Here is a 14,282-nt window from a genome sequence, read left to right as displayed (position 1 = left end):
CTCCACGGACCCTGTCGTATTGTCCTGCACATCCAGTTTGCTCCAGTTGAGCAAATCGCTGGACGCTTCCAAAGCGTAACTCACCCCCACTTCGCCGCTGACAGTCACCCGTATCGCTCCCTGGCCCTCGAGCCCAACCGAGGGTAGCGAGAAGGCGCCGTACCGCGTCGCTCTTGGCTCTGGATATAGCGCTCTCCGTAAATCCAGCCGGCACCGGTCCCGCGCAAGGCCCACCAGCTGCCCAACACCAAGCTGAACAAGAGGACAAGCTTTACTTGCAGCCTGATCCTTGCCTGACGAACTTTGCTCTTCGCCTCACGGCAACAAGTTCCCAATGCATTACCTCCAGTCTTCAAGTTCATCGTTAGTATTACTCCCTGACATCCACAACCGTGCCTGGTTTATCGAGGATAACCAGCAACTTGGAAATATCGAAACCTACGCGAACGAATCTATACAAGCTTAAAGAATTGTCAGTAATGGCCAGACCTTATTCTATTGTAGCGTCAGCCACGACGAGTTGTCATGGCTGCCAGTTCCCAACCCCCGTTGAAAAGGCAGCACGCGGAAACGAGATTTTTGCTTTGGGCGGGCGGCCTGATCAGGTTAACTTGTCTCTGGACGCGTCGGAACTTGATGACAGTCAAACTATTTTTCGCCATGCAAGACGTGACTTCCGTCGAACTAAGCCGTGATTGTGAAGCGGTGCAAATCCCCGCTGGCAGCGTGGTGACGTTGCCGGCACGTATGCCGGTCGATATTACTCAAACGCTCGGCGGCACTTATACGGTCCATGCGCAGGGCGGTTTGTATCGCATTGCCGCAAAGGATCGCGACGCGCTCGGAATTGAATCAACTTCGTACGCTGCACGGGGAAACGAATCGAAGGAAGGTGCCGTGGATGAAAAGCTGGTCTGGGACACTTTGAAAACGTGTTTTGATCCGGAGATTCCGGTGAACATTGTCGATCTGGGACTGGTTTACGACATGCACATCGACGCGCTACCTGATGGCAAAAATTTCGTGGCGGTGAAAATGACCCTCACCGCACCAGGTTGCGGGATGGGCAGCGTCATCGCGGGGGATGCGCAAGGGAAATTGCTGGAGTTGCCCGGAGTCGATGAAGCAAGCGTGGATATTGTCTGGGACCCGCCCTGGCACCAATCCATGATCACCGAACAAGGCAGGAAGATTCTGGGACTCGATTGATGCGGCGAGACTTGGCGTTGAGCGATCGGCGACCGCGCGCCGCGATCAGGGCGTGAGAATGATTTGCCCGTGATTGGCGCCTTGACCGGACTGGAAACAGTGCCGCTCAGGAAACAGAAGCACATGGTCAAGGTGTTCTTGCTTGGATTCGTCGCCCGGCCGCTGTCGCCGAGGGCGAACGTATTCTGAAATTGAGCCCCGTGCCGAAGGCGCGTTCTCGCATTTGGAGAATCGCTTTGACATTCCGACGTGGGATTCTAGATTGACCGCCGCGGATGGGGTCGTAGCTCAGTTGGTAGAGCACCACAATGGCATTGTGGGGGTCAGGGGTTCGAATCCCCTCGGCTCCACCATCCAGAATCCCCCAGCAAGCCCACGCATCACGCTTTGTTTGCGAGATTCACGCAGTCTCTCAACCGGTGACTTGAAATCGGTCACCACGCAGGACGGAAGGGGCAAGATGGTACTCATGTCGGCTCGAAGGAAACCACCGCGCTGAAGCAGAGGTGTGATCGACGCAGCTTCACCCCTTGCGCCTTGGAATTGGTGCAAAGGCCATGAAGGCAGGTTCTTATTCGCACTCGAAAGGTTGGGCAACGTTCAATCGGCGGTTCAACTCCGCCTGCGAAAGCTGCGTTCGACGGAGACCTCCGGTTGCGCTTGCGGTCGGAAAGGCCTATACTTATGCACGGCATCGCGGTTGCTACTTGTGAAGTAGTAAAATGGAATCGTGATGAAGACGTTCAGGACACAACGAAGTAGAGTTGCAGGAATTTTCCTTCCCGGTGGGCGGTTGCGCGGTTTCGATCTCCGTGGTGGTCGCAATCAGGTTTCCCGAAGCCACAGAATCCGAAAGAACATCTGTCTCCGCCAGCAACGCTCAATCTTTGCTCGCTCGCTCTATTGTTTGCTGTACGGTCTGGCCCTGGTTGCCGCGGTCAAGGGACAAGCCGCCGATCAAGGCGTTAACCTCCAGTACCTGCCGCCAACCGAATCGCTTGAGTCACCAGCCGGAGAACCCACCGCGTTTTGGGACCGTTACAAGGCCACGTTCGACCAAAATGTTGAGGAACAATTTGCTGATGATTTTCGACCGTTTAACGCCTTGAATTGGAGCCTGAAACTGGCGGACCGAGACTCCCAGCAACTCCGCGAGCGCATTCCCGACGCAGCCCGCCATTCGCTTTCAAGGGCGGTTGTGGACAGTTTCCGGGAAACCGTGCTCGAGCTTCCGTTCATGGTGTGGCTCAAGGATCATCAAACGTTCGTGACCGATCTGCTCCTGAACTCATTGGGCAATGTTCACGAGGAAGCGGTGTCTCCGCTCGACCCGTCTTACCGGGCTGCGGAACGCTCCTGGTGGCAGCAGTTGTCGGCCAGCCGCAGCGTGAACTACGGCGTCCGTCCATTCAGGACGAGTCCCTACGCATTCGTGAGTATGGCTTTCAAGGACGGCGACCGGGTATTTCTGCTGGCCAATGCGCGCTACTATTATCACCTGTTCGCGGAACAGAGGGTCGAGCTGGCATTGTCCGTGCCGCTGACCCACGGAATCTCTTTCGACGTCGGCACCTCCTACGAGTTCGGTCAGCGCGACGATCAAAAAGGACTCGTGGTTAAACTCTACAAGCAGTTCAAGAACGGCGGTTACCTGCATATCGGACTGGATGCGAAACGCAACCCTGTCCTGTTCGCCGGAATCGCGCTCCCGTTCTAACCCTTTCCCGCAGGGCGCGATTTTGAATCGTCGGATTGGTTATCCTCGACCCAGTCGCGGCAACATTCTAATGTTCTGAAGTGACGCGCGTATTTTTGCTCATGTTGGCGGCAGGGCTTACGGGTTGCCAGACCGCCAACTACTATAAGCAGGCGGTCCAGGGTCAATACCAGGTTCTGAAACATCGGCGGCCCATGAGCGAGTTGATTGCCGATCCGCAGACGCCAGCGTCACTCAAGGAAAAATTCCAAGTGGTCCTCAAGCTGCGTGAGTTTGCAGAGTCGGAACTCAAACTGCCGGCCAACGGTCATTACCGGAGCTACGTCGATCTCCATCGCCGCTACGTGGTTTGGAACGTTCATGCCGCGCCGGAATTCTCGTTGACGCCCAAAACGTGGTGGTATCCGGTGGTCGGCAGCCTCAAGTATCGCGGCTATTTTTCGGAACACGACGCCCGACACTACGGGGACAGCCTGGCGGGAAAAGGGTTTGATGTTTACGTGGAAGGAGTGGAAGCCTACTCCACGCTGGGTTGGTTCAAAGACCCCGTCCTAAACACGTTCATCAATCACAGCGAAGCGGAGCTGGCGGAGACCATTTTTCATGAACTGGCGCACCAACGGGAATTTATCCACGGCGACACGGATTTCAACGAAGCATTTGCCACGACGGTGGGACAAGAGGGCGTGCGACGCTGGCTGCTGGCCTCGGGGGATGCGGCGGCGTTGGGAGACTATCAACTCGCGATTGAACGTAACGAACAATTCGTGCGCTTGGTTCAAGCGACCCGGCGCGAGCTTGGATCATTTTACGACAAAGAAAGCTCGGGCTGCGCCACGAACATCCTGCACTCGTTAGCCGAGCGACGGCGACAAAGGGAAGACATCCTGGGGCGACTGCGCCGCAACTACGAGCGACTCAAAGCGCAGTGGGGCGGGGTCGGCAATTATGACAACTGGTTCTCGCAACCGCTCAACAACGCGCAACTCAACACCGTGGCCACCTACTATGATCTCGTCCCGGCATTCCAAAAGCTTTTACAACAGAACCACGGCAACCTCGAAAAGTTTTATCGGGAAGTCCGCGTTACGGGCAAACTGCCGAAAGCCGAACGGCATCGGAAACTGTTCGAGCCGGAAAAGAATTGATCAGGTCCGAGCCGGAACGACGGTGTTGAACGCCCCCTCTCCATGAACCGCTCGGACAGTTTCATGTTGCATATGCAACATAAATTTGTCCGGGCAGTTCAGGGGTTCAATGCGCGAATCTTTCGGGGAATTCTCACCCCGGCGCTCCCCATGGACCTGCTGCCAACCCAACCCACCCCTGACCCCTCCCAAGAGGGAAGCAAGCGACCGTGCGCCTGCCCACCGCGAAGCAGGCGGGCCGCTCCCCACCTGGGAGGGGCTGGCGGCGGGTTCACGGGTTTAATGCGTGGAATCGTGGAATCTTCTTTCGGGGAATTCTCTCCCCGTTGTCACAGCCGACCACTCATGGGCCGGGCGGATCAAACTGCACAAAGCCGGTCTTCCGTTTCAATTTCTCCCACTTGGCTTCCAGCCGCCGAATTCGCGCCTCGGTGGGAGGATGCGAACTGAACCCGCGCAGATTCGTGTGGCTCAATTTGAGTTTGTCTTCCTCGGCTTTCAACGCCTGCAACGCCCTGATCATTCCCCGCGGATCGATGTTGGCATTCACGAGATATTGCCAGCCGACATCATCCGCCTCGTTTTCATACGCGCGGGAATAGGTTTGCCCGACCAAGACACCGGAACTGTTGCCGATGACGCCCAACAAGCCGCGATTATTTCCAGTCAACAGCCGCGCGAGCAGAAACGGTCCCATGGCGGAGATGATCTTGCGGAAACCATGGCGTTGCGTGACGTGGGCCATTTCGTGCGCGAGCACGCCGGCCAATTCTTCCGGACCTTTCACGACCTCCAACAAGCCGGTGTTCACCATCAAGTGTCCGCCCGGCAACGCGAAGGCATTGGGGATGGGAACATCGAGGAGGTGGATTTGAAACGTGCGGTTCGTATCCGGCAGGGCGCGAGCCAGCCGGTCGGTCAATGCTTTCAGTTCCGCCGCCGGCTTCGTAGCGCCCGACGTTTTATCCTCGGTCTTGATTTCTTCGAACAGTGAATTACCAAGGTCGGCCTCCCATTCGACGGGCACCTTGGCGACCAGCGTACGAACCATCCAACCGCTGAGCCAGGACACCAGTGCCGCCGCAATGCCGAAGCAGACCAGGAAACTCGCGGTGATGATCAGCGCCTTTCGGCCAGCCCCGCGCGCCTGCACCTCCTTGATTTGATTTCGAACCTGCGTGTTTTGCGCCAGCGCATGGTGTTCCAAAATGTGCAGATCATAAGTGTAGATGGTCCAGTCGGGGTGATCGGGGTGCGAAAAGAAAACTCGATCCGCCTCCTCGCTGAACTCGATTTGCAGCCCCGCTATGGGCAGCTCGACATTCCCGGCCTCGGACTCGAACCGCAGCGTCCAGCGGCTGACAACAATCCGCCCGTTGGCCGGTTCGTCGCCAAGACTTGGATGAAGGGCAGTCGCGAGATAACTGGATTCCGCTTCTTTCACACATGGATGTGTATGACAGAATTCAGGCGGATGAGGAGGAGAAAAAGCGGTTCGTGTTCATGCCTCCCCATCGGATGGGAGAATTCCCCGAATGACGATGTCGTGCGTTAAGCCCTGAACCCACCCCCAGCCCCTCCCAGGAGGGGAGCAACGCACGTGGGATTGTTCCCCTCCTGGGAGGGGTCCGGGGTGGGTGGGCTGGCAGCAGGTCGATGGGGCGCGCCCGGGTGAGAACTCCCCGAAACAATTCGCGCCTTGAATCTCTGAACTCGGACTGCGGTCGTAGCGCGGGCGTCCTCGCCTGCGAGTTCACGGGGCGTCCCGCTCCGTGTTTTTCCGAGCGGCGAGACGCCGCACGAACTCGCAGCCGGGACGGCTGCGCTACAAGGTTCATGGAAATGGGTGTATTCAACTGCATAGTTTAGCCTCGTCACCACGATGCTAACGTCGTCCTGACACGCTGAAGCGTGAACTCCAACGCATCCAACAGACAAGTTGATCTCTGTCAAACTTCACGCTACAAAAGCCATATGCAAAAATCTTTAGCCGCTCGCTCGTTTTTAGTCACCTTCGCACTTTGCACACTCGTCGCACGGACAACGTGCGCCGCCGACCCACAAACCAGTCCGGCAGGCAACACGGCCATCAAACCCGTTCCGCGCGAGGCCGGCTGGCTCAAACGACACGAAGGATTCGTAGCGCAAGCCAAAGAGGGCGGCATCGATGTGCTGTTCGTCGGCGATTCCATCACCGACGGCTGGCGCAACCAAAAACTCTGGCAGGAACGTTACGTCCCGCTCAAGGCGGCGGACTTTGGCATTTCCGCCGACCGCACCGAGCATGTGTTGTGGCGGTATGTGTTGTGGCGGTTGCAGAATGGCGAGCTGGACGGCATCAAACCCAGGGTGATCGTCCTGATGATCGGCACGAACAACACCCGCAGTAATTCCGCTCCTGAAATCGTCGAAGGCATCATGGCCATCGTAAAGGAGTTTCGGACTCGCCTTCCGCAAAGCAAAATTCTGCTGCTGGGTATTTTCCCACGCGACGCCCAACCCAACACCCCCAATCGCGTCAAAATCAAAGAGATCAATTCCAGCATCGCCAGGTTGGACGACGGCAAACTCGTGAAGTATCTCGACATCGGCGACAAGTTTTTGGAGCCGGACGGAACGATGTCCAAGGAAGTGATGCCGGACTATCTGCATCCCAACGCCAACGGTTATCAGATTTGGGCCGACGCCATGCAGGACAGTTTAATGTCGCTGCTGAAGTGATCAGTGAATTTTTAGAGGTTCAGGTTACCTTCATTCAGTCAGCCCAGCACATCCAGGAATAGCATTGTCCACTTTATGTTGAGATAAGTTTACTGGGCTTTGCTCTTAGCGGGTTTCTCCTTTAGGAATTTTCATTTCGGATGAACCTTGTGTATCGAATTTCTCCAACACCTCGTAGAGTTGAATTGTCGTCGCTCCAGTGTGGATCAACGAAACGCTGTTCCCTGCAGAAATAGCCAACGCCGCATGTCGTGAAGCGTTCTCATCGTCATTCTGCGAGAAATACAATTTTGAAAGGCGGCCGTGAGTCAACAATAGATAGAAACTGATCCGGTCATTGTCTTCGATTTCGAGCTCTGCCGCTTTGTGAAGGCTGGGCAAAAGCCGGTTCAACTCCCATTTAGCGATCAAAGCGTCTTGGTTTTTGTAGGCATCGAACGCCTCAGTTATTTCTTTCGCCAAATCCCCTTGTTGGATGAGTCGCTCTGAGTCGACAAATTGTCGAGTCAAGAATACGGCTGTAACTATGCTTGCTATGACGGCTCCCAAGACGAAACCTAGAATGAACTTTCCCATTTGACTACACTGCCACCCTCCAGCCCGGCTTGTCCAGTTCTTCGTTCAAGCGGCCGTCTATCGCGCCATCGCTGCAATTTTCTCATACATCTTGAGCGCGCGTTGGTAATCCTCGATCAATCCTTCCGGCGCGATACCCCGGCTTCGAGCGATCTCTTCCTTCACGCGCGCCACCAGCCAGTCCGTTTCCACCCGGCGCGGCTGAAGCGGTTGGCCTGTAACTTCGAAATACCACGGCGCTGTATGAGCAAAACGGAAACGGCCGGCGAGCCTCGTTTCAAAGCAGCGCCACGCCAGCCAAGACGTTGTCTTGGGACTGAAGCTGGTCGTTATCTCTGTCGCGAACGAGCCAACTTCGGTTTTCTTGTTCTGCGGTTCGAAGCGCTGGGTCACGAGGCCGTTCACGATCAGTTCAACGGTTTCCAGTGGTTGCTTGCTCCGCACGGTGCAGTCGAGTCGGTAATCCTTCGCCTGGTTGGTCGCCTGAAATGTGGCTCCCGGCCACTGGTCATCGACTTTCGCAAACACCATCGGGCCGGTGGTCACGAAACTGCGGCCCGCTGCGAGTCCGCGCATCCAGGCATCGTAAGTGAACGGCTCGTCAAGATGAACGTACACCCGGCTGAAACCGAGGGGCACCGGATGGACGCCGTTGGCCGTGCCGGCAGAGGGGCGCAATCGAAACCCACAGTTCAACAGCGCGTAGTAGGTCTGAAAACCGTAGAGCGTCCAATCGCGTTCCGTGCCCGTGCCTGAATTGGACAACCCCATCCACGCTGGCGCCGGCACGGCCCAATTCCTCACCGCGTACTCCGTTTCCCAGTGATGATTGTTGGCGAGTTCGAACAGATCAACTTTGAGCAATGGCACGAGGGCGATGGACCACGGCCAATTGTGCTTCTCGAGGTCGAGCAACGCGCCTTCGGCCCGCGCTTTCTCGGCAATGCGCCCCACCGGCAACACCGGTTCATCAAAACGCGTCCGATGATTCAAGATCAGCAGTGCGCCCAGCATGTGGTTGCTTCTCCCGGTTTGAAAAATCTCATACTCGGTATTTCGTGGATTCCAAACATGGGTAGCGTCGATCGGCACTGGTGCATCGCCAAAGTTTCCCTGAAAGCCGCGTCCGCTCGCGCTCGGCGCTATGGTTGAACTCGTCGTCCAGTCCACCATCGGCAGGGCGACATTCACATCCTCGGCCAGCATCGTGTTGGGTAACTCAGCCGGATCGCGGTGATTGTGCGTGTCGCCGGAAAACCAACCCTCCTCAGCCATGTTCACCCACCGGCGCAGTCGAAACGTGAGCTTCGGCAATCCACGCTCAACGACCACCTCGCGAGTTTCGGGAAAATATTCCTTCCCATGCTCAAAGGTAAAGGTGTAACGGCCGGGCAGCAGTTCGATTTGAAACGGATGCGCCGAAAGTGTGGTGTGCATCTCCACTGCATTTGGGTTGGCGCCATTGCGTCGCTCGTAACGAATCGCGGTGCCGGCTGAGGAAGCGGACTTCGGAAAATACCAGGTGCCGTCGCCGCCACGAATGTAAACTCTCGCCGGGAGCAGTTTCCCGCCCGCTGCGTCCACAACCTCTCCCTCGACGACCACCTCCTTGCGCCCAGCCTTTCGCTTTTCGACAATCGCCAACGGGTCAGCCGGTGCCCGATCCGGATCGACGTAGCGGGCCAGGTCGCGAAGCGCGATGACTTTGAAGTCGTTGGTCTTCAAGTAGCGCATGTATTCCTCGAAACGCTCTGGCCGCGAGTTTACCCACGGATGCTCATTATCCGGCACGCCATGGAATTGCATGACCGCGATCCGGCCAGCGCGCGCCTGGTCCACCCCTCGCTTGAAATCATCGAGCGTCCAGTCGGGCCGCGCATCGCCCGCCGATGGAATCAACAACGGATGGTCCAAGCCCGGTTCGTAGGCGAAGCCGCGTCCCCATGCATACGGATGCTCCGGCGCGCCGCCGCGCCGGGCAAAACGGAAGCCGAGTTCCTTGAGAATTGGCAGCGCACCCGGTGTGATGGCGTTTCCCGGATAAGCGAAACTGACGGGCCGCGGAATGCCATGCTCGGCGCAGCGCGCGTTGATGGCTTCGATCTGTTCACGCAATTGCCCAAGCGTCCGGTCCGAAACACCGAGGTGATCGCGCGTATGATTGCCGATCTCGAATCCGTCCTGATGCAGTTCCCTGATCTGTTCCCACGTCATGTAATCGCGTTTGTTGGTGGGAAAGGAAAAACCCTCGGTGATGAAGAACGTGGCGCCGAATCCGTAACGCTTCAAGATGGGCCGCACCACCGAGTATTGCGACGCCACGGAGTCATCGAAGGTCAGCACAACCAGTTTATCCGGGATCGGCTCAAGCGCCGGAGTTCGTGATGATCCCATGCCCAGAGCCAGCAGCGTGACGAGATAGCAAACCACACGGGCTTTCATGTCGGCGATGGTATCGCAAACGACATGGGACACACAATGGCGCCGTTGAAAGCACGGTACGGAGCGCATCTTGACACTGCTACCCTGCTTGCTGCCGCCGGCACACCCTAAAGGGTGGACACCAAACAGGGCCGCGACGGTTCGGTGTCCACCCTTTAGGGTGCTTTCGTGGTTGGTGACAATGTCGAGTTGCGCCGTGCGACGCAGAGCGGGAAAAATCACACTTGAAACTCAGCGCAGCCCGTCACTACCCTTGCCGACATGCACACGCCAACATCTTTCCTGAAGTCGGTTTGTTTTCTGGTCAGCCTTTGCTTCGCCCTCGCCCTCGCCGCTCGTGAACTGCCTTCCGTCGCGCCCGAGAGCGTTGGCATATCATCCGCGAAATTGGAAAAGGTGGACAAGGTGATTGAAGACCTGATCCAGCAAAAGAAACTGGCCGGTACAACGGTGATGATCGCCCGGCATGGAAAAGTGGTTTACTCCAAAACGTTCGGGAAGATGGACCTGGAGGCAGACAAACCGATGCGCCCGGACGCCATCTTCCGCATTTACTCCATGAGCAAGGCGCTCACCACGGCCGCCGCCTTGATCCTTTATGACGAAGGCAAGATCAAGCTCAACGATCCGGTGTCCAAATACGTGCCCGATTTCAAGAGTCTCAAAGTGTGGAACGGAGCAGGTAACGTCGCGCCGACGCACGAACCGACCATCCGCGATTTGATGCGGCACACTGCCGGTTTGACCTATGGCGCTTTCGGCGACACGCCCGTGGACAGGCTTTACCGTGAAGCCAAAGTTTTGAATCCAAACGAAGACCTCAAGGCCATGTGTGAGAAATTGGGAAAACTTCCGCTTCTCTACGACCCCGGCACGAAGTGGGTGTATAGCGTTGCCATCGATGTGCTCGGTCGGGTGATCGAGGTCGCTTCGGGCATGACGTTTGACGCGTTCCTACAACAGCGCCTCTTGGAACCGCTGGACATGAAGGATACCGGTTTTTACGTGCCGCGCGAAAGAGCGGATCGCCTGGCAGCCATTTACAACTCCGATGGCAACGGCACTCTCAAACCCGCCGAGACGCAGACCGCCAGCCCCTACCTCACCAAACCCAAACTCTTGTCCGGCGGTGGCGGCATGGTGTCCACGACACGCGACTACATGCGTTTCCTGCAAATGATTGCGCAGGGAGGCGAACTTCAAGGCGTGCGGGTTTTGAAGTCCGAAACGGTGGCGTTGATGACGCACAACCAGTTGCCGCCCGCGCTCATTCCCATTGCCATCAGCGTGGGGAAGCGCGCCGACGTTGGCTTTGGACTTGGCTTTTCCGTGCGCGTCGAGTCCACAGATGACGCGCCGTCGGGCCGGGTGGGGGAATACGGCTGGGGCGGCATGGCTAGCACACATTATTGGACCTCGCCCAAAGATGATTTGGTGGTCGTCACGATGGAGCAGTCTTTGCCCTTTTCCATGATGCTGGAAACGGTGGTCAAAGGACCCATCTACGACGCGATCACAAAGTGATATCAACGAGTAACGTGGTTCAGTAGCGTAACTGGTAACTGAGACCGCGCACCCTCCAGAAAAACTCAAATGCGAATGGCTGTCAGTTGACAAGCAAATGCAATTCTGGCTGACTTGATTTGCGTTCAGGACGCATCCGGGTCCGCGGAAAGGGCTGAGCCTACCTACCAGTCTCGGTGCAACCGTAACCTTGATGCTGCCTGCCCGCGGACCACAGGCGATAGCAGAAAGGTTATATGTCAAAGTCGCTTCCTTCGCGGCCCAATCTTGAACAACTCAAGAACCAGGCCAAAGACCTCCTCAAAAAATATCTCGCCGGCGAGCCGGCGGCGGTGAATCGCATGCGCGAGCTTCATCCCGACTTTGGTGGTTCGTCGGTCAAATCACCAAGAACGCCCCTCACCCCATCCCTCTCCCCATCGGATGGGGAGAGGGTGACCGAAGGTCGGGTGAGGGGAAAAGGCTTCCGCCTTCACGACGCGCAACTTGTCATCGCTCGCGAATACGGTTTCGCCAGTTGGATGAAGCTCAAGGAGCATGTGGACTCCATCACACTCAAAGCAGACGACCCGGTTGAACTGTTCAAGAAAGCATTTATAGACAATGACGCAACCATGTTCCGCCAGTTACTCGAACGTTTTCCCGCGATGAAGGCAAAGATCAACGAACCCGTGGCGGCCTTCGACGCGCCGGTGATCACGCAGGTGCGCAGCCGCGAGATGCTGGACGTGTTGCTCGAAGCCGGGGCGGACATCAATGCGAAGAGCCGGTGGTGGGCCGGCGGATTCGGGCTCTTGCACGGCGCGAAACCTGACCTGGCCGCGTACGCAATACAGCGCGGCGCCGTCGTGGATGTGCACGCCGCCGCACGCCTCGGCATGAACGAGAAGGTCCGTGAACTCATCTCGGCCAATCCGTCGCTAGTGAATGCGCGAGGCGGCGATGGACAGACGCCGCTACATTTTGCCAGCACGGTCGAAATCGCGAAGTGGTTGCTGGATCACGGCGCAGACATTGACGCCCGCGACATCGACCACGATTCCACACCGGCACAATGGATGGTGGGCGACCGTCAGGAGATCGCGCGTTACTTGATTCAGCGCGGCTGCAAGACCGACATCCTCATGGCCGCAGCGCTGGGCGACGCGGACCTCGTTCGCAAACATCTGGACTCCGATCCCGGCTGCATTCACGTGCGCGTGAGCGACGAATATTTTCCCATGATCAACAAAAAGGCCGGTGGAACGATTTATCAATGGGCGCTCGGTTGGTACGTGTCGCCGCACGACGTCGCCAAGCAATTCGGTCACGACGACGTCTTCCGTTTATTGATGGAACGCAGTCCCGCCGACGTGAGACTGCTTGCTGCTTGCTGGGCCGTTGACGAAACCGCGGTGAAATCCTTGCTCGCCCAAGAGCCTGACCTCGTCGCCGATTTGTCCGACGCCTATCATCGCCAGGTCGCTCACGCTGCGCGGAACAACAATCTCGCCGCCGTCCGCGTGATGCTCACTGCGGGTCTGCCCGTGGACTCGCTCGGCCAGCATCGTGCCACGCCGCTGCACTGGGCGGCGTTTCATGGGAATGCGGAGTTGACCCGCGAGATCCTTCGTTACGAACCGCCGCTCGAACTGACCGATGCAGACTTCCATAGCACGCCACTGGGATGGGCCATTCACGGCTCGGAACATGGCTGGTATTGCCGGACGGGAGACTACGCCACGACCGTCGAGTTGCTGCTCAAAGCGGGCGCGAAGCTTCCCGAAAAAACGACCGGTGGCACGGAAGCCGTCAAGGACGCGCTCCGACGCCACGCGACGAAAGACTTCGATCGGATAAGCCTCGATGCCGTTGACGGCAGCCGAACAGACCTTGGCTAACTTGGGCAGAGTTATGGTCGAGCGCAGCCCGAAGTGCAATCCGGTTTTTGTGAGCAGCAACTCGACAGCGAAGGGGTCGGTTCTTGGTATCAGTCACTCCATGCTCACTTAGGCAACGTTCCTTTGCGCCAGCGATACAGCCGGTTGTTCACGTAACCCGCCGTCCCCATCTCAAGCCGCTCCGCAATCCACTTCACCGTCACCGTCGTTTCTTCACGCAATCGTCCGGCCAGTTTTACCTTCTCAACATCACCCTTGGCCCGCTTCGCCAGATCTCGTTCCTTCCAGCGCCGTTGTTTCAATTCCTCGCGGATAATCCGTTCCGCCTTCTCCGTCCCCGTCTCCAACCGCTCCTCTCCGTAGTGCTCCGCGCCCAAGCGCTCGCTCATTTGCTCCAGCAATCCCTCGCGAAAGGCTTTCTCACCCAGACACCAGCCCCGTCGAATCGCTCTGTAATCCGCTCCCGATTCCGCCTGGCGCCGCGCTTCCAGTTCCTGTTCCAAGTGCCGCCGCCCCGCCGCGTTGTCCTCGGGAATCCGATACTCACCCAGCAAGCGATCCACCCGCAACCACGGCCAGCGATTGCCGGGCCGCTTCAAGTATTCCGGCCAACTGCTCCAACGATAACTTCTCAACGATTCGTCCGCTGACAACAATTTCGCCCGCGCCGGATTCAAGTGCACGTAATCACAGACCGTCTTCAAATACCCGCTGCCACTGCCATCCACCACCAACGCCTTGTAACGACCGCTGAACAGATGCCCGAACAACTTGTGACGACGATTGAACCGCGAAGTGTAAGTGCCCAGAAACCATTTCATGCCCGCCACCAAATTGCCCTGCGGCGTCTCTACCACCAGATGAAAATGATTCTCCATCAAGCACAACGCATGAACCTGCCAGCCGGTCTTCTTGCACACCTCGCCGAGCGCTTCCAGAAAGCGCTCCCGATCCGGGTCATCCTTGAAAATCTCCTCACGCCGGTCGCCGCGATTCATCACATGATAAATCGCCCCCGGATATTCCACTCGTAACTTGCGCGCCATGGATGGGAGAGTGAACCGC

General features: G+C 57.4%; 10 protein-coding genes and 1 tRNA gene. 7 read left to right on the top strand and 4 right to left on the bottom strand.

Going from position 1 to position 14,282, the window contains the following annotated elements; translation table 11 throughout:
• Positions 1-660 precede the first annotated feature (660 nt).
• From sufT to HY298_02610, 4 genes are all read left to right on the top strand, one after another.
• Positions 661-1,209, top strand: coding sequence for a putative Fe-S cluster assembly protein SufT (sufT, locus tag HY298_02625; GenBank protein MBI3849174.1), 549 nt, complete (start codon positions 661-663; stop codon positions 1,207-1,209).
• A gap of 277 nt (positions 1,210-1,486) precedes the next feature.
• Positions 1,487-1,562, top strand: a tRNA-Ala gene (locus tag HY298_02620).
• A gap of 380 nt (positions 1,563-1,942) precedes the next feature.
• Positions 1,943-2,926, top strand: coding sequence for a hypothetical protein (locus HY298_02615; protein ID MBI3849173.1), 984 nt, complete (start codon positions 1,943-1,945; stop codon positions 2,924-2,926).
• 80 nt (positions 2,927-3,006) lie between these two features.
• Complete coding sequence (locus tag HY298_02610; GenBank protein ID MBI3849172.1) at positions 3,007-4,074, top strand: aminopeptidase; 1,068 nt, start codon at positions 3,007-3,009, stop codon at positions 4,072-4,074.
• A gap of 343 nt (positions 4,075-4,417) precedes the next feature.
• Here HY298_02610 and HY298_02605 read toward each other — a convergent pair whose 3' ends face one another.
• Entirely contained in the window at positions 4,418-5,518 is a 1,101-nt protein-coding gene (locus tag HY298_02605) for a M48 family metallopeptidase (GenBank protein MBI3849171.1), read from the bottom strand.
• Positions 5,519-6,048: 530 nt separating this feature from the next.
• Here HY298_02605 and HY298_02600 point away from each other — a divergent pair.
• Positions 6,049-6,795, top strand: coding sequence for a GDSL family lipase (locus HY298_02600; protein MBI3849170.1), 747 nt, complete (start codon positions 6,049-6,051; stop codon positions 6,793-6,795).
• 105 nt (positions 6,796-6,900) lie between these two features.
• Here HY298_02600 and HY298_02595 read toward each other — a convergent pair whose 3' ends face one another.
• Together HY298_02595 and HY298_02590 are read right to left on the bottom strand one after the other, a co-directional pair.
• Positions 6,901-7,371, bottom strand: a complete 471-nt coding sequence (locus tag HY298_02595; GenBank protein ID MBI3849169.1) for a hypothetical protein — start codon at positions 7,369-7,371, stop codon at positions 6,901-6,903.
• Positions 7,372-7,428: 57 nt separating this feature from the next.
• Positions 7,429-9,846 carry a polysaccharide deacetylase family protein gene (locus tag HY298_02590; GenBank protein MBI3849168.1) on the bottom strand — a complete coding sequence of 806 codons (2,418 nt, stop codon included), beginning with the start codon at positions 9,844-9,846 and terminating at the stop codon, positions 7,429-7,431.
• 228 nt (positions 9,847-10,074) lie between these two features.
• Here HY298_02590 and HY298_02585 point away from each other — a divergent pair, with 228 nt between their 5' ends.
• Positions 10,075-11,337, top strand: a complete 1,263-nt coding sequence (locus HY298_02585) for a beta-lactamase family protein (GenBank protein ID MBI3849167.1) — start codon at positions 10,075-10,077, stop codon at positions 11,335-11,337.
• Between the two features lie 236 nt (positions 11,338-11,573).
• Positions 11,574-13,217: an ankyrin repeat domain-containing protein gene (locus HY298_02580; GenBank protein ID MBI3849166.1), complete on the top strand. Its 1,644-nt coding sequence runs from the start codon at positions 11,574-11,576 to the stop codon at positions 13,215-13,217.
• Positions 13,218-13,321: 104 nt separating this feature from the next.
• Here the strand turns inward: HY298_02580 and HY298_02575 are convergent, their stop codons facing one another.
• The gene (locus tag HY298_02575; GenBank protein ID MBI3849165.1) at positions 13,322-14,263 is read right to left on the bottom strand and encodes a transposase; all 942 of its coding nucleotides are present in this window, start codon (positions 14,261-14,263) and stop codon (positions 13,322-13,324) included.
• Between the last annotated feature and the right edge of the window lie 19 nt (positions 14,264-14,282).

This window comes from Verrucomicrobiota bacterium, from assembly GCA_016200005.1.
GTDB lineage: Bacteria > Verrucomicrobiota > Verrucomicrobiia > Limisphaerales > PALSA-1396 > PALSA-1396.
The sequence above is the reverse complement of the archived record's forward strand: the minus strand, read 5'-3'. Positions and strand labels throughout refer to the sequence as shown.